At 59.4% G+C, this 16,989-nt stretch carries 14 protein-coding genes; 13 read left to right on the top strand and 1 reads right to left on the bottom strand.

Going from position 1 to position 16,989, the window contains the following annotated elements; all coding sequences use genetic code 11:
• Position 1: 1 nt before the first annotated feature.
• The 13 genes from waaC (at position 2) to CGA22_RS11930 (ending at position 14,999) form a co-directional block, all read left to right on the top strand.
• On the top strand, positions 2–1,060 hold the full coding sequence (gene waaC, locus CGA22_RS11990; protein ID WP_041022661.1) for a lipopolysaccharide heptosyltransferase I: 1,059 nt from the start codon (positions 2–4) through the stop codon (positions 1,058–1,060).
• Entirely contained in the window at positions 1,060–2,181 is a 1,122-nt protein-coding gene (locus CGA22_RS11985; RefSeq protein ID WP_041022662.1) for a glycosyltransferase family 4 protein, read from the top strand. The genes waaC and CGA22_RS11985 overlap by 1 nt, the downstream gene beginning before the upstream one ends.
• The gene (rfaP, locus tag CGA22_RS11980) at positions 2,181–2,987 is read left to right on the top strand and encodes a lipopolysaccharide core heptose(I) kinase RfaP (RefSeq protein WP_041022663.1); all 807 of its coding nucleotides are present in this window, start codon (positions 2,181–2,183) and stop codon (positions 2,985–2,987) included. Before CGA22_RS11985 ends, rfaP begins: the two co-directional genes overlap by 1 nt.
• On the top strand, positions 2,987–3,721 hold the full coding sequence (locus CGA22_RS11975; protein ID WP_041022664.1) for a lipopolysaccharide kinase InaA family protein: 735 nt from the start codon (positions 2,987–2,989) through the stop codon (positions 3,719–3,721). Before rfaP ends, CGA22_RS11975 begins: the two co-directional genes overlap by 1 nt.
• Positions 3,718–4,470, top strand: coding sequence for a lipopolysaccharide kinase InaA family protein (locus CGA22_RS11970; RefSeq protein WP_041022665.1), 753 nt, complete (start codon positions 3,718–3,720; stop codon positions 4,468–4,470). The genes CGA22_RS11975 and CGA22_RS11970 overlap by 4 nt, the downstream gene beginning before the upstream one ends.
• A complete protein-coding gene (locus CGA22_RS11965; protein ID WP_041022666.1) occupies positions 4,470–5,912 on the top strand; it encodes a lipopolysaccharide kinase InaA family protein in 1,443 nt (480 codons plus the stop codon). Before CGA22_RS11970 ends, CGA22_RS11965 begins: the two co-directional genes overlap by 1 nt.
• A gap of 914 nt (positions 5,913–6,826) precedes the next feature.
• Positions 6,827–8,584, top strand: coding sequence for a carbamoyltransferase (locus tag CGA22_RS11960; protein ID WP_041022667.1), 1,758 nt, complete (start codon positions 6,827–6,829; stop codon positions 8,582–8,584).
• Positions 8,568–9,698 (top strand): glycosyltransferase, encoded by a 1,131-nt coding sequence (locus CGA22_RS11955; protein ID WP_041022668.1) that lies wholly within the window; start codon positions 8,568–8,570, stop codon positions 9,696–9,698. Before CGA22_RS11960 ends, CGA22_RS11955 begins: the two co-directional genes overlap by 17 nt.
• Entirely contained in the window at positions 9,698–10,594 is an 897-nt protein-coding gene (locus CGA22_RS11950) for an antimicrobial resistance protein Mig-14 (RefSeq protein WP_041022669.1), read from the top strand. Before CGA22_RS11955 ends, CGA22_RS11950 begins: the two co-directional genes overlap by 1 nt.
• The gene (locus tag CGA22_RS11945; RefSeq protein WP_041022670.1) at positions 10,591–12,036 is read left to right on the top strand and encodes a PIG-L deacetylase family protein; all 1,446 of its coding nucleotides are present in this window, start codon (positions 10,591–10,593) and stop codon (positions 12,034–12,036) included. Before CGA22_RS11950 ends, CGA22_RS11945 begins: the two co-directional genes overlap by 4 nt.
• 46 nt (positions 12,037–12,082) lie before the next feature.
• Entirely contained in the window at positions 12,083–12,967 is an 885-nt protein-coding gene (locus tag CGA22_RS11940; RefSeq protein ID WP_084213763.1) for a DUF6625 family protein, read from the top strand.
• On the top strand, positions 12,964–14,118 hold the full coding sequence (locus CGA22_RS11935) for a glycosyltransferase (RefSeq protein ID WP_041022672.1): 1,155 nt from the start codon (positions 12,964–12,966) through the stop codon (positions 14,116–14,118). The genes CGA22_RS11940 and CGA22_RS11935 overlap by 4 nt, the downstream gene beginning before the upstream one ends.
• Positions 14,115–14,999, top strand: coding sequence for a glycosyltransferase (locus tag CGA22_RS11930; RefSeq protein ID WP_041022673.1), 885 nt, complete (start codon positions 14,115–14,117; stop codon positions 14,997–14,999). Before CGA22_RS11935 ends, CGA22_RS11930 begins: the two co-directional genes overlap by 4 nt.
• 60 nt (positions 15,000–15,059) lie before the next feature.
• Here the strand turns inward: CGA22_RS11930 and CGA22_RS11925 are convergent, their stop codons facing one another.
• Positions 15,060–16,916 carry a bifunctional O-antigen ligase/aminoglycoside phosphotransferase family protein gene (locus tag CGA22_RS11925; RefSeq protein ID WP_041022674.1) on the bottom strand — a complete coding sequence of 619 codons (1,857 nt, stop codon included), beginning with the start codon at positions 16,914–16,916 and terminating at the stop codon, positions 15,060–15,062.
• Between the last annotated feature and the right edge of the window lie 73 nt (positions 16,917–16,989).

Here is a 16,989-nt window from a genome sequence, read left to right as displayed (position 1 = left end):
GTTGCGGGTATTGCTGATCAAGACCTCTTCGCTGGGCGATGTGGTCCACACGCTGCCGGCGTTGACCGACGCGGCGCGAGCGATTCCCGGCATCCGCTTCGATTGGGTGGTGGAAGAAGGTTTCGCCGAGATTCCGACCTGGCACCCGGCCGTGGGTAAAGTCATCCCGGTGGCAATCCGTCGCTGGCGCAAGAACCTCTGGCAAACCATCAAGAGTGGCGAGTGGCGCCGCTTCAAGCAAAGCATGCGCGCCGAAAAGTATGATCTGGTCATCGACGCCCAAGGTCTGCTGAAAAGCGCCTGGCTGACCCGCTACGTCAAGGCCCCGGTGGCCGGCCTGGACAAGAACTCGGCCCGCGAGCCCTTGGCTGCGCGCTTCTATTCCCGTCGCCTGGCGGTGGCGCGCGGTCAGCATGCGGTGGAGCGCGTGCGACAATTGTTCGCCGTGGCGCTGGGCTATGACTTGCCCCAGAGCCTGGGCAACTACGGCCTGAACGTCGATCGTCTGGTGGAACTGCCGCGGGCGTATCCTTACGTGGTGTTCCTGCATGGCACGACCTGGGAATCCAAGCACTGGCCGGAGCTGTATTGGCGCCAGCTCACCGAGCGTATGGGCCAGTTTGGCGTGGTGGTGAAGTTGCCGTGGGGCAATCCGCTGGAAAAGGCTCGGGCCGAACGTATCGCCAAGGGGCTGCGCAACGCCCTGGTGCTGCCGAAGCTGAATCTGGGCGGGATGGGTAAGGTACTGGCCGGCGCCCAGGCTTGTGTGGCGGTAGACACTGGCCTCGGTCACCTGGCCGCCGCCTTGGACGTGCCGACTATTTCGTTGCTCGGCCCTACCAACCCGGTGCTGACCGGCGCCTATGGCAAGGGCCAGATCCATCTCGCCAGCGATTTCCCCTGTGCGCCCTGCATGCAGAAACAATGCACTTATCCGCCGACCGCCGAAGATGCCCGTCGGTTTGACCTGAAACGCGAGCGGCCCTTGTGCTTTACGCGACTGAACCCCGAGCGTGTTGCCAGCCACCTGAGCACGTTATTGGCTGAGGAGCCGCGCTGATGCAATTGGCTTTTGTCCTTTATAAATACTTTCCCTTCGGCGGCCTGCAACGTGATTTCATGCGCATCGCCCTGGAGTGCCAGCGGCGTGGTCATCAGATCCGTGTCTACACGCTGATCTGGGAAGGTGACGTCCCACCGGGTTTCGAAGTGCTGGTGGCGCCGGTCAAGGCGTTGTTCAACCACCGTCGCAACGAGAAACTCAGCGCGTGGATGGAAGCCGACCTGGCCAAGCGCCCGGTGGACCGTCTGATCGGCTTTAACAAGATGCCCGGCCTGGATGTGTATTACGCCGCCGATGGCTGTTTCGAAGACAAGGCGCAGACCCTGCGCAATTCCCTGTATCGGCGCTGGGGACGCTACCGGCATTTCGCCGAGTACGAGCGCGCGGTGTTTGCCAGGGACGCCAAGACCGACGTGCTGATGATTTCCGAAGTCCAGCAGCCGCTGTTCATCAAGCATTACGGCACGCCGCTGGAGCGCTTCCATCTGTTGCCGCCGGGCATTGCCCAGGACCGCCGCCGACCCGCCGATGCCGACGCGATTCGTGCCGCGTTCCGTGCCGAGTTCGAGCTGGCCGATGACGACCTGCTGCTGGTGCAGATCGGGTCCGGGTTCAAGACCAAGGGCGTGGATCGCAGCCTCAAGGCGCTCGCCGCGCTGCCTGCCGAACTGAAAAAACGTACCCGGCTGTTTGTAATCGGCCAGGACGACCCCAAAGTATTCCAATTGCAGAGCGCCGCGTTGGGGCTCGGTGACAATGTGCGGTTCCTCAAGGGGCGCAGCGATATCCCGCGTTTCCTCCTGGGCGCCGACCTGTTGATCCATCCGGCGTACAACGAGAATACCGGCACCGTGCTGCTTGAAGCACTGGTGGCCGGGTTGCCGGTGCTGGTCAGCGCGGTGTGCGGGTACGCCCATTACATCGCCGAGGCCGACAGTGGGCTGGTGCTGGACGAACCGTTCGAGCAGGCACAGCTCACCGAATACCTGGAGCGGATGCTGAGTGATGCCGATGCGCGGGCAGCCTGGAGCCGCAATGGTCTGGCCTTCGCTGAAACGGCCGACCTCTACAGCATGCCGCAGCACGCGGCCGATGTGATATTGGCGGAGCACCCGTAATGAAATTGATGCTGGCCGAACCGTTCAAGAGCCTTTGGGCCGGGCGCGATGCGTTCGCCGAAGTCGAGGCGCTCAAGGGCGAGGTCTATCGTGAACTGGAAGCCCGGCGCACCTTGCGCACGGAGGTGGACGGGCGCGGCTTTTTCGTGAAGATCCACCGTGGCATCGGCTGGGGCGAGATCGTCAAGAACCTGGTCACCGCCAAGCTGCCGGTCCTCGGTGCGGGGCAGGAGTGGAAGGCCATCCAGCGCCTGCAGGAAGTCGGTGTGCCGACCATGACCGCTGTTGCGTATGGCGAGAAGGGCCAGAATCCGGCGGACCAGCACTCCTTCATTGTCACCGAGGAGCTGGCGCCGACCGTCAGCCTCGAAGACTTCAGCATCGACTGGATCAAGCATCCGCCGCAACCGGCGCTCAAGCGGGCCCTGATCGCCGAAGTGGCGCGCATGACCGGCATGATGCACCGTGCCGGGGTCAACCATCGCGACTGCTACATCTGCCATTTTCTGCTGCACACCGACAAGCCGGTGACCCCTCAGGATTTCAAGCTGTCGGTGATCGACCTGCACCGCGCCCAGACCCGTCCGGCCATCACCACCCGCTGGCGCAACAAGGACCTGGCTGCGCTGTATTTCTCGGCGCTGGACATTGGCCTGACCCGTCGCGACAAGCTGCGCTTTTTGAAAGGTTACTTTCAGCAGCCGCTGCGCCAGATACTTGCGCAAGAGGCCGCACTGTTGAACTGGCTCGACGCCAAGGCCAACAAGCTCTATGCCCGCAAACAGCGGTACGGGGATGCGCTCTGATGTCGGGTTGGAAACTGGAGCCGGCCTACGTCGAGCTGGCGCAGGATTTCGGCAGCCTCGACGCGGTGTTTGCCTTGCAGGGGGAGCGCTTGACCCGTGACCCGTTGTCGGAGGTGATCCGCATACAGCGCAATGGTGTGAACTATTACGTAAAACGCTACGTCGGGGCCGGCAAGGGCTTGCGCCGTTACCTGGGCAAGCCGCGGGTCAAGTCCGAATGGCAGAACCTCAAGCGCTTCGCCAAGTGGGGCATTCCTACGGCCGAGATCGTGGCATGGGGCCTGGAGCGTCACGGCGCGGCCTATGCCCGGGGGGCAATGATCACCCGTGAACTGCCCCACACCGAAGACCTTTCGGCCCTGGCGGATCGTCACGACCCGCGGCTGGCCGATCGCGCCTGGGTCGATGGGGTGAGCCGGCAACTGGCTGGCTACACGCGGACCATGCACGAGCATCGTTTCACCCATAACGATCTGAAGTGGCGCAATCTGCTGATCGACGACCAGTCGCAGCTGTTCCTGATCGACTGCCCGAACGGTGATTTCTGGCGTGGCTTCTGGCTCAAGTACCGCATCACCAAGGACCTGGCGTGCCTGGACAAAGTCGCCAAGTATCACTTGTCGGCCACCCAGCGCCTGCGTTTCTACCTGCAATATCGCCAACGCGACCGACTCGATACGTGCGACAAGAAACGTATCCGTCACGTGGTGAGATTTTTCGAGGGGCGTGAATGAATGATTTTCTGGCCGCTGAAGACCGGCCATTGCTGGAGCGCCACGGTCTGGACAGTTTCGAGGCCCTGTGGGCGCGGCAACTGGACGCGGTGGACGAACCCAACACCTCGGGAGACGGCTGGAGCAGCGTGTTCCGTCTGGAACTTGAAGGGCGGGGCTATTACCTCAAGCGCCAGAGCAATTACCTGACGCGGACGTTGTCCCACCCCTTCGGTGAGCCGAGTTTTTCTCGGGAGTTTCGCAACATCAGCCGTTATCGCCAGTTGGGCATTCCGGCCCTGCAAGCGGTGTTCTACGGCCAGCGCAAGATCGATGGTGAAGTGCGGGCGATCCTGCTGACGCGGGCCCTGGAAGGCTGGGATGACCTGGATTCGCTGTTGCAGGACTGGCCGACGCTGACAGCGACACAACGTTCGACCATCCTGAAGGCTTGTGGTCAATTGGCGCGACGCCTGCACGGCATGCATCAGGTCCACGGTTGCTTTTATCCCAAACACATCTTTCTGCAAGCGACGGCCGACGGCTATCAGGCGCAACTGATCGACCTGGAGAAGACCCGTCCGCTGCTGTTCGGTCAGCGCGACAGGGTCAAGGATCTTGAGCCTTTGCTGCGTCGCGCGTCGGTCTGGAATGAAGGCGAAGTCCGCCAGTTGCTGGCTACCTACCTGGACCAGCCGCCGGACGCCGCTCTGGTCGACCGCTGGTTGACCCGCCTGACCGCTCGGCGCAGCCACAAGGAAGCCCGTTGATGCATTTGTCCGAGTTGAAAAGGGTCGGTCGTAGTCCCGACCTGCCCCTGAGCCTGGAACTGGCCGACGCCGCCGGCCCGGGGCAATTGCAGTTGCTGTCGCTGTTGCGGGTGTTGCCGGGCCAGCGTTATGTCGGCGCCGGCGTCTGGCGCGGCCGGCCGGTGCTGGCCAAACTGCTGGTCGGCAGCAAGGCGGCCCGGCATTTCCAACGCGAACTGCAAGGCGTGCGCCTGCTGGCGGAACAGGGTCTGACGACGCCGTTGTTATTGGCCGACGGCCTGAAAGAAGGCGAGGGCGGTTGGTTGCTGTTCGAGTTCCTCGAAGGCGCCGAAAGCCTGGGGGAAGCCTGGAAACTGGTCGAGCATCAGCCTCTGCTGGCCGACGAGCAGGCGGCGGTGCTGGCCGAGGCCTTGGGGGCCATCGCACAACTGCATGGCAAAGGCTTGTGGCAGGAAGACCTGCACTTGGACAACCTGCTGCGCCACGACGGTAAACTTTACCTGATCGACGGTGCCGGCATCCGTGCCGAGACGCCGGGACAACCCTTGTCGCGACAGAAAGTGCTGGAAAATCTTGGGGTGTTTTTCGCCCAGTTACCCAAGTCCATCGAGCCGTTCACCGAAGAGTTGCTGGTGCATTATCTGCTGAGCAACGCCGAACACGCGCTGCCCATGGAAGCGCTGCAAAAGCAGATCGACAAGGTGCAGGCCTGGCGGCTGAACGACTTCATGGAAAAGGTCGGGCGCGAATGCAGTCTGTTCAGCGTGCAGCGTGGGGCGTTCGGTCTGCGCGCGATCCGGCGCGACGAAGAGGCGGCCATGGTGCCAGTGCTGGAGCGGGCGGATGCCTTGCTGGATCAGGGCCACTTGTACAAGACCGGGGGGGCGGCGAGTGTCGGCAAAGTCGAGGTCGACGGTCGTACCCTGGTCATCAAGCGTTACAACATCAAAAACTTCGCCCATTGGCTCAAGCGCTTCTGGCGTCCGAGCCGCGCCTGGCACTCGTGGCGCGAGGGCCATCGCCTGGCATTTCTCGGCATCGCCACTCCCAAACCCCTGGCGTTGCTGGAAAAGCGCTTCCTGTGGCTGCGTCGTGGTGCCTACCTGGTGACCGAGCATCTGTCGGGGCCGGACATCATCGAGCGTTTTGCTCCCTACGTGGAAAGCGGTGATGCGCCGGAATCCGAGTTGCTGGCGCTGGACCGATTGTTCGCCGACTTGATCCGCGAACGCATCAGCCATGGCGACTTCAAGGGACACAACCTGTTCTGGCAGCATGATCGCTGGGCACTGATCGACCTGGATTCCATGTGCCAGCACCGCACCCTCGCGAGCTTCGCCCCTGCCTATGCCCGGGATCGGGCGCGATTCATGCGCAACTGGCCTGAGGGCAGTGCGTTGTATCGGGTGATAAATGGGCGACTACCAAAGATACGAGAATGAGTGAAGTTGGGCTGGGAAGATATGTCTTTGCCTGGGCTGACATCAACTTGGAGTGGTTTCTTGAATTTCAGGGCGCTGCTTGATTTTGCTTCAAAGTGTTACCTATGGGGCATATGCGATTCATAATCGAAGAATGGTTGCTGCGAAACGCTCGCAGCAGCCAAGGGTGAAATAAGCGGCAAAGATACCAGGCATTGATCGAATGCCGCTTTTGAACGCATTGACGAGGGAGTGGCTGGAATACATGGGGCTACTTCTGGTCCTGTTAAAGATCTATCGTAAAGCAACTGATCCATCAATTTCAGGTCCCACTCTAAGTGGCGGCTCCCGTGGTCAGGCTCATAGGCATGAGATTCGGTAGCCGTGCCGCCAATAAGTGATCGCATCGGTGGTCATGAATGGGGCCTGGTATTGGTAAGGTTGTCTTGTTGCTTTGGGTTTTTCCGATTTTCAAACTTGCTACTGTCAATGTCGACAGTGGCGACGGACGGCTTTTCAAGTCTCGGAATGGATATAAGAGTTAAAAATATTTTCAACTATTGGAGCGCTGGTTGGGGTATATGAAGGGGGCGCCTTGAACGAAATGAATCAGTGGGCGATCTTATTTGTTGTACATCCAGATAACCTGAGTGGTCAGGTCATTTTTAATGAGTGTGAATGGACGGGCCCTTGCCGAACATGCCCGCATCCTGTTTTTGCGGGCTAACGGACTGGCACCTGAAATCGTCAGCAACCCGTTGCAGGGCACACGGCTGGTGGTATTCAAATACTTACCGGTCTGTCTTCGCCGCTAGCGGCTTACCGACGCTTTTACGCTATAATCCCGCCCTTTAGCTGCCTAGCGCCCCGGCGAGTGGCACATCAATTTTTCGCGGCGCTTTTCGCCCGTATGCAGACATAAGAGGCTAGACCCTGTGGCATTGACGATTCTTGGCCTGTCCGGCGCCCTCAGCCATGATCCTTCCGCAGCGCTGTACATAGACGGAAAGCTGATCGCGGCGGCCGAGGAAGAGCGCTTCGTACGCGATAAGCATGCAAAGAACCGCATGCCCTATGAGTCGGCGAAGTTCTGCCTGGAGCAAGCTGGCATCAAGCCATCTGACGTCGATGTGGTAGCGATCCCGTTCGCGCCGATCAGCCTGTTCGGCGAAGCGCGCTGGCACTATGCCAAGCGCTACTGGTATGCCCCGGACCGTGCTCTCGACGCGATCCTGATGGGCAATCGTCGCTACAAGCGCTATCGCCGCAAGATCGTCTGGTGCCTGGAGCAACTGGGCTTCGATCCGAAGAAGATCAAGATCGAGCCGGTCGAGCACCACCTGGCCCACGCTTCCAGCGCATATCACTGCTCGGGCTTCCAGGAAAAAACCGCGATTCTGGGCATCGACGGCAAGGGCGAGTACGCCACGACCTTCTTCGGCTACGGCGAAAACGGCAAGATCCACAAGATCAAGGAATTTTTCGACCCGGACTCACTGGGCGGCCTGTACGGTGCGATCACTGAATTCCTCGGCTTTGAAATGCTCGACGGCGAATTCAAGGTCATGGGCATGGCGCCCTACGGCGATGCCAGCAAGTACGATTTCTCGCGCCTGGCCTCGTTCGAGAACGGCCAGTTGGTGATCAACACCGACTACGCCAACGTGATCGGCCTGCGCCGCTATAAAGAGAAGGGCAAGGGCTTCTACTTCTCGCCGAAGCTGATCGAATGGCTCGGTCCCAAGCGCGAAGGCGATATCGCCGACGAGCCATACATCCATTACGCGGCCAGCATGCAGGCGCTGTTCGAGAAACTCGCGCTGCAGATGATCGATCACTACCTGGGCGACGTGCTCAAGGAAACCGGCAAGCTGGCTTTCGCCGGTGGTTGCGCGTTGAACGTCAAGCTGAACCAGAAGATCATCGCCCGTGACGACGTCAAGGAGCTGTTCGTGCAACCGGCTTCCGGCGACGCCGGTACCGCGGTGGGCGCGGCCGCCTATGTGTCCCATGCCCGTGGCGTGCCCGTGGAGAAGATGGAACACGTCTACCTCGGCCCGGCCTACAGCAACGAAGATGTGATCGCCGCCTGCGCCCGTCATCCGAGCAAACCGGCGTGGCGCAAGATCGACAATACCCCCGAGCGCATTGCCAAAATCATGGTCGACGGCAACCCGGTGGCCTGGTTCCAGGGGCGCATGGAATTTGGTCCGCGAGCCCTGGGCGGTCGTTCGATCATCGGTTGCCCGAGCGCCAGCGGCGTGGCGGATCGCATCAACGAACAGATCAAGTTCCGCGAGCGCTGGAGGCCTTTCTGCCCTTCGATGCTCGACACCGTGGCGCCCCAGATGATCAAGGTCGATCATCCCGCCCCCTTCATGACTTTCACATTCGAAGTGGCCGAAGAGTGGAAAACCCGTGTGCCGGAAGTCGTCCACGAAGACGGTACTTCCAGGGCCCAGGTGCTCAAGCGCGAATACAATCCGCGCTACTACGACATGATGAAAGCTTTGGAAGTCCTGACAGGCAACGGTGTGTCCCTGAACACCTCGCTCAACCGCCGCGGCGAACCGATGATCTGTTCGCCGACCGATGCGCTGAACATGTTCTATGGCTCGGATCTGCAATACCTGATCATGGAAGACATTCTGGTGGTCAAAGACGGCGTAGACGCTTATGACACGCTCGGCTGAGCGACATGTGCTGCAGTTCTGCCACGGTTATGACGGGCCGTTCCTCGACTGTGCCCGTCAATACGCCAGCCTGTTCGCGGGTACCGGCTATCGCGTGACCACGGTGTTTCTCACCGGGGTCGCCGATGCCGAGGTTGCTGCTGGTTGCGCCTCGGACGAGGTGCTGTTCATGGAATACAGCTCCAGTGCCGTGAGAGGCCTGAAGCTGGGCGCCATTGGCGATCTGCGCAAGATCGCCGCTTCGCGCAATTTCAGTTTCTGTATTGCCCACCGCTTCAAGCCTATCTACATCGCCCTGCTCGGCACTGGGCTGCGGGTGATTGGCGTGCACCATGCCTTCGGCGATTACCGGCGGCGTACTCGCCGGCTGTTCGCTCATGTTTTCCGCAAGCGCCTGAGCTTGCTCGGGGTCTCCGATGCGGTGCGTGACGACATGCGCCACTGTCTGCCGAATTGGCCGGCGGGCCGGATCCAGACTCTCTACAACCGCATCGACCTGGAGGCCGCTGAGGCTGGCCTGGTGTCCCGGGACGAGGCGCGGCATACCTTGGGGCTGGAGGCGAACGCCTGGATCGTCGGCAACGTCGGCCGCCTGCATCCGGACAAGGGACAGGCCACGTTGTTGCGGGGGTTTGCCGCGGCACTGGCGTATTTGCCCGACCACAGTCAACTGGCCATCCTCGGCAAAGGGCGTCTGGAGCAGGACCTGCGGGAGCTGGCGCTGGAACTGGGGATCGCCGACCGCGTGCTGTTTCTCGGCCTGGTGCCTGAGGCGCGCCGTTACTTTCGGGCTTTCGACGTGTTCGCACTGAGTTCCGATCACGAACCGTTCGGCATGGTGTTGCTCGAAGCAATGGCCGCCGGTGTGCCGTTGCTGGCCACGGCCTGTGGCGGGGCGAAGGAAGTGGTCGAAGGCGTGGGTATTCTGTTTCCGCTGGGCGACGCCGAGCACCTGGCCCAGGGGCTGCAGCACCTGGCGGTCATGGATGATCTGCAGCGGCGTCAATGTGCCGAGCTGATGCTTGACCGCCTGCGTGAACGCTTCTCCGACCGTGCGGTGCGCGAGGCATTCTGGCGTTTGCCCCAAGTCACCGAACTGGCGCCGAGGGCTTGATGCTCAATCGATTCCAAGGTTGGCGTGAGCGCGGCTGGATGACAATAGACGCTTCGGCTTATGCCCAGGCCTGGCAGCGCTTTGGTGGCAGTGTGGCGACCCATCCCCTGGTGGTTGAGCGCCTGGCGGACCTGGCCGATATTCCCGTGCGTTACCTGGCATACGAACATCAGGGGGAGTTGAAGGCGGCCATTGCGACCTGGGGCCAGGATCTGGCGCTGTCCAAGGACGTGCTCAAGCGCAGCGGCAAGAAAGGCTTGTTCGACCTGGGCAACGCCGAGCTGATCCTGCCGGCGGCGCCCGATGCACAGGCGCCGTTGCGTCATCGCGGACGTTATCTGTCGGCCCTCAACGAAGGGCGTTTCAGCGGCCTGAAAGTTCAGCAGGAACAGCTGGCCATGGCGCGTACGCCGGAAGAGCTGTCCAAGAAGTTTCGCTACAACCAGCGTCGCGAGCTGCGTTTGCTGGAAGAGGCCGGTGGAGTGGTGCGCTCGGTCGATGAGTTTTCCAGCGCGGAACTGGCGTCGATCTACTGCGACCTGTTCCTGCGCCGCTGGGGTTTTGCGGCGACCGGTGCCGAGCGCATGGGCGAGGTAATCGAGCTGCTACGGGAACTGCTGATCGGTTCGGTGATCTTTCTCAACGATGCCCCGATCGCTATTCAACTGGTGTATCGGGTCGAAGCGCCGGAGTGGATCAGCGTCGAGTACATCAACGGTGGCGTGGACCCGCAAACCCGCGAATTCAGTCCAGGCAGCGTGCTGAGTTTCCTCAATACCCAAAGCGCCTGGGAGCATGCCCGTGCCGCCGGCAAGCCGTTGCGTTTTTCGTTCGGCCGGGCGGACCGGGAGTACAAGGACCGTTGGTGCAACCCTGTGCCGGTGTTTACCGTATGAATCCACCCGTTAGTCGCAAACAGCAATTGCTCAAGCGCCATCGTCGCAACAAGCGCGTGGGGTTGTTATTGGCGCTTGTGACGCTGGTCTTGCTGGGCGTACTGGTCGCCTGGTGGTTGCCGTTGGTGCTGGCGGTATTGGGTTGGGTCGCTCATGAAGCGTGGTTTGCCGATCACCTGTTCTATTCGCCCAAGGACGATTACCAATACAGCTTCCCGCCATTTACCCAGCAACCGAAAGTGCATCTGAATGCCGGGCGGCTGCGGCTGGATGAGGGCGTGATGCTGGACGACGGCGCCACGCTGATCCTGGCGCTGCGGGTCAGAAGCACCTGGCTGGGGCGCTTTATCGATCCGGTTGTCGAATTGTCGGGTGGTGATGCCCCGGATCGACAAACATTCGAGCGCGGTGTCAATGGCCTGCGCTATCTCAACCTCAGCGAGCAGGGACCTGCTCTGTCCAGAGGCGAGTTGCGCCTGCGTGGGCGCTTTTGTCGAGTACGGGGGGAGCCGACGCTCTGGTCCTTCGCCTCGCCGCAACTGCAGGGTCAACGGGTGATGGTCATTGCGCCCCATGCCGACGATGCCGAGTTGGCCGCCTATGGGCTGTACAGTCAGGCAGACGAAACCTGGATCGTGACCCTGACCGCCGGTGAAATCGAAGCCGAGCATTATCAGCAGATGGGCCTGGATAGTGTCGAAGCGGCACGACTCAAAGGCCGCTTGCGAGCCTGGGACAGCATTGCCGTACCCCGTTGGGCCGGGGTGCCTGAAACGCAATGTGTACAGCTGGGCTATTTCTGCCTCCAGCTAGCGGCCATGCAATCGGCGCCCGGTCAACCCCAGGGCTCTCGCGAAGCTGATCTGAGTGACACCCGGCTGTTCCGCCGGATGAATCCGTTTGTGCTGCCGGGCGATACTGACGGTGCGCCCACCTGGAATAACCTGATAGCGGACCTGCGTGAATTGCTGCTCAAGGCGCGTCCCGAAGTGATTGTGCTGCCGCACCCGACACTCGACCCGCATGCTGATCACGTCTGCGCCCATGACGCAGTGATGGAGGCGCTGGTAGGCCTGGAATGGCAGCCAACCACGTTGCTGGGGTATGCCAATCACCTGCATGACAATGACCGCTGGCCCATGGGTGATACAGGGGAAGGCGTGGCGTTGCCGCCGGTCTTTGATCCTGATCGGACAATGCAACCCTTGAGTCTGTCACTGTCGCTGACACTTCAGCGGGACAAGGCCATGGCGCTGGGCATGATGCATGATCTGCAACCTCCTCTGCCTTTGAAGCGGCGGTTGAGACGTTTGATACAAGGCTTTTTGACCAACAGGGTCAGTTCTGCCTATGGCGAGAACGATTTTTTTCGTAAGGCCGTCAGGCGTCACGAGCTTTTCTGGTTAATGACGTCTTCTACTGCGCAGATCAAACAAAAATGACACAGAACGGGCTCGACGCCCTTGTCCTGGTTAACGTGAGCCTTTAGTGACCAACCCTTGCCCCCGTATCCTATTCATCATTCCATATTTTGGCCGTTGGCCTTTCTGGATGCCGTTATTTCTCGAAAGCTGTCGACATAACCCCGATATAGATTGGCTGTTGTTCAGCGATTGCGGTGTTCCGGAAAATCTGCCCTCTAACGTGGCAGTCGAAACCACGACGTTCGACGCATATTGCCAGCTGGTTTCCCAGCGATTGGATATCGAATTCAGACCCGCGCAGGCCTACAAACTGTGCGACATCAAGCCGGCCCTCGGATACATTCATGTCGATCGCCTGGAAGGCTACGATTTCTGGGGCTTTGGCGATATTGATGTGGTGTACGGTGATCTTCGGCAATATTTCACAGTCGAGCGCCTGGCCAGTCGTGATCTGTTTTCAACTCATGAACGTCGCGTTGCCGGGCACTTGTGCCTCATACGCAACACGGCCCCAGGGCGTGAAGTGTTCAAGTTGATCAAGAACTGGCAAGAGCGCTTTACCGATGATCGGCACCATGCCTTGGATGAAGGCGCGTTCAGCCGGATTTTCCTGTGGCGCAAGAACTTTCCAGAACCGCTGTTTTCGCTGGTGGGTAAGTTTAATCCGTGGCGTCGACGCAGTGAGTTCATCGAAGCCTTCAGCACGCCGGGTGGATGCATAAAGTGGCACGACGGTTCTGAGAACTTCCCTCTTCGCTGGCGCTGGTGCGATGGTTGTCTGACCAATGATCGGGATGGAGAGCGTACTTTCCCGTATTTTCATTTCGTATGCTGGAAGCGCAACGAATGGTCGGCATTGCCCGAGCCGGATCCTGCTTGGATCCAGCGACTGGCGACAACGCCTGTCTGGACGATTGATGCGACGGGTTTTCACCAAGGGGAACTATGAGTCAGCGGTTGAAAGTGCTGCAGTTGCAGCCGGACTATAACGTCAAGCAACATGACTTTGCGGATCTGGCGGAGCAGATCGTCAAAGCACTGCCCAGCGAGCGCTACGAGGTGACGGCAGCTTTCCTGCGTGGGCGCCCGGGTCCTGGCGACGCGGTGAGTCGAGCCGATCATTCGATTTATTTCGAATTTACCGACAAGGCTCTGAAGGGGCTGCGTATTCGCGCGATGTGGCAGCTGTATCAATTCTGCCGCAAGGAAAAATTCGACGTGGTCGTGTGCAACCGGTTCAAACCCGTCAACATGATGCTGCAGCTCAATCGGTGGCTGAAGATCCCGTTGTGCATCGGTATTGCCCATGGGTTCGGGGAATATGACCGGTTTTATCGCCGCCGCCAGACCGAGCGACAGGTAGATCGTCATTGGCGATTTGTCGGTGTCTCGCCGGCGGTCAAACAATATCTGCTGGACTGTCGTTGTGGTTTCACCGATTCCAATACCTATGCCATTACCAACGCCATCGACGTCAAGCAGGCTGAAGCCTTGCAGCATTCACGCGAACGTGCCCGTGAATTGCTAGGTATCGATCCTTCGGTAAGACTGATTGGTGCTCTGGGTCGGCTGGTGCCGGTCAAGGGGCACACTTACCTGCTTCAGGCTTTCGCTACACTCAAGGATAAGTATCCTGCCGCCCAACTGGCGATTATTGGTGCCGGACGGGAAGAGTCCCGGTTGGCCGCGCTGATCCAACAGTTGGGTCTGAGCGATCGGGTGCATCTGTTAGGCTTCAAGGAAAATGCTCTGCAATATGTGCGCGCATTCGATATCTGGACCATGCCATCGCTGGCCGAAGGCTTGGGCCTGGCGTTGCTGGAGGGCATGAGCGGGCATCTACCGGTGATTGCTTCGGATGTGCCGGCCATGTTGCCCTTGATCCAAGGGGCGGGTGGCCTGTCGGTAAAACCTGCCGATGTGCCGAGCCTGATAGTGGCGCTCGACACCTACTTGGGGCTTTCGGACGCCGAGCTCAAAGCCTGCGGCGAGCGAGCCTACCGTTACCTTGTCGCGCAGCACGACATTGAGGTGTTTCGTCGGCAATACCTTGAATTGATAGAGAGCGGCCTGGATGAAGCCCGCAAGGAGCAGCCATGAGTGCCGCACAGCCCGTCGTCACTGTGATCATCGCATCCTATAACCACGGTCGCTATATCGAAGAGTGCATCCTCAGTGTGATTGGGCAGACCTACCCGAACATTGAGCTGCTGGTGATCGACGACGGTTCTACCGATGACAGTGTCGAACGTATACAGCGATTACAGGCGACGCATGGCTTCGACTTTCGCGTCCAGCAGAACCAGGGCCTGACCAATACGCTAAATGATGCCATTGCCCGCTCCAGCGGCAGCCTTATCGTCCCGTTTGGTTCCGACGACATTATGCTGCCCGAGCGGATCGCCGTTCAGGTGGCGTACATGGACGGCAAACCTGAAGTCGGTATATGTGCGGGTAATATCGAGCTGATCGATGCTGATGGCAATCTTTATCCCGAGAGTCGCCAGCGTCGAGACGTGCCTTTCCGGCGGCTTGATTTCGAAGACATGTTCATGGAGCGAAAACCCTACCCGCCTGCGCCGACGTTGATGATTCGTCGCGAGGCGTTGGAGAAAGTCGGAGGGTTCGATCCACTGATTCGCCTGGAGGATCTGCTGATCGAACTGAAGGTGACCCGTGCCGGTTATTTTATCGACGGTCTGAGTGTGTTGATGGCGCGCTATCGCAAGCACGCGACCAACTCCTACAAGAATCATCGGTTCATGACCGATAGCATTCTGCGTACCTACGCCTTGTTCAGCGATCATCCGCTTTATGACGAGGTGCGCTACAAGTTCCTTAATTCCATGTTCCTGAAAATGTCGAACCGCGACCACGTGTTCGCTCGTGAGCTACTGAGGCAGGTTCCTTTCAGGGCTTGGAACAAAAAAACCTGGCGCGGCCTGGGGCGCATGTTTTTTTGTCCGCTGGAAAAGCACTGAACCGCGCTCAAAGGATTCGAGATGGCTGATATCGTCGTTCAACGTCGAACGACGGGATCGTCACGCCCGGGCCGGTCTGTCCCTCGATAGAATGCGCTTTTGCAGGTCATCGACCGCCGGTTTCGAGGCGATCATGGCGTAACCATCAAGCAGCGCATCAAGGTGTTGCTCAAAAAGCCAGCCGTAATCCTCCTTATAGCGCTGCATATGGCGCAAGTTGCGCTGGCGAAGCGCGAGCCTGAGCGAAGACGGATATACGTACATGTCGGCAATATCGATCAGGCCGAATTCACCGTTTTCCAGGACCAGTACATTGCCCATATGCAGGGATCGGAAGTAGACGCCTCGTTCATGCAATTGCGCGAGGAATCTTCCAAAGCCCTGGACCAGGGAGTGGCGTTGCGCAGGCGTCGCAGCGTCTTTCATCGCTTGGCGAACGGTCATTCCTGGCAAGGGGACGTAGTGCACCGCACTGCTGCTGTCGTTCAAATGGTACAGCGCGAGTATCGTCGGGCTCTGGATGCCCAGGTTTCGCAGCAACTGACTGTTGACGATAAAGCGTTCGGAATAAGGATTGAAGCCGCCGGAGGTGTACCAACGACGTGCTCGGAACAGTTTGAGGAAATCTCCCCCGGACAAACGCAGGACCTTTGGGCCAAGCCCGTCAGATTCAATCACCTGGGCCCCCGCCGAGAGCGTTTCCAAGGCTTGCGGAGTCAACCTTTCCACAGGCGTATCCAGCAGGCGTCTGGCGCGGTAATTGATACTCAGGGCAGCGATCAGGGCCAGTGGAATCCACAGCAGGAACCAATGCTCCTTCGGCCTGGACAGGATGCCTCCGCCCTCTGTGAGCGCTGCGCTCATGCCGTATACCAGCCAAGTGGAGGCCACGATAAACAAGGGATGATTCCGGTAACGCCAACTGCTCAATAATCCCCAGGCCTGGAAGAAAATCCATGGTACCAGCCCGACGATTCCGACGTAGTACAGCACGCCAAGGGCAAAGTTATGGGGCTCGGAGAGCATGTAGCCCAAGCCTGGATCAATCTCAAGGTCCGCCCCGTAACCGTGCCCAATCCAGGGATGCTGGGCGATCATTTGCAGGACTATCTGCCAGATTTCCAGGCGAAATGAGTCTCCACGGGCAAAAATCATACTGTTGAACCATACGCTCATGATGATTGCGCCCAGAACCAGAAGCCCGAACAACGCAATCGAGCGACGATTCCAACACAGGATACCTATCCAGATAATGGCAGCGGCCAATGCGACCAAGGGCGTTCTTGAGCCGGTAGCGGCGACGGCTGCCAGCATGACCAGGGTGGCAGGCACAGAAAGCCAGAGTATCTGGCGATTTTTCCAGAGCATGCCCAGACTGATCCAGTAAACGCAAAAGAACCCGTACAGGTGAGAGCTGAGCAGCGGATTATCGAGGGCGCCGGAGCCGATCAAGCGCATTCCCGGCTCATATACCCTGGCAAACATGTACAAATTATAGAGCGAGGCGACCAGGGCTACCGTCGCTGCGCAGAACAACAGAGGGTGAAGCAGGTCTCCACGATAGCGCACCAGTAGATGACACCCGGCAAACAGTAGCAGGGTATGCAGTACTGTTTTGATCGGGCGCCCGATATTGTCGATCTCGGGCCCCCACGACAAGCTGATCAGCGCCCAGCTCACGAAAACGACCAGGGCGACGAAAATCGGCTCACGGGCCAGTTCTTTCAGCATGCCTGGCCTGAGGCATAAGGCTATCAGGGCAGGTATGCTGAACAGCCCATAGAATAATTTATGGTGCTGGCTGCGCCCAGGCACAAAGAACAAGGCGCACAAAAGCAGCAGGAAGCCGAGCGGAAGAATCCACAGGCAGATGAAATCGAAAACCCTATGGGCGGGGGCGTAGTGCTTGGATAGCATGCTCAGGAATTCATTTCTGTAATCAAGTGGACCATTCTCGGTGATGGCTATGGAGTATTTCGTAGCGGCGTAA

This window comes from Pseudomonas sp. PSB18 (assembly GCF_014596565.1).
Lineage (GTDB): Bacteria > Pseudomonadota > Gammaproteobacteria > Pseudomonadales > Pseudomonadaceae > Aquipseudomonas.
The sequence above is the reverse complement of the archived record's forward strand: the minus strand, read 5'-3'. Positions and strand labels throughout refer to the sequence as shown.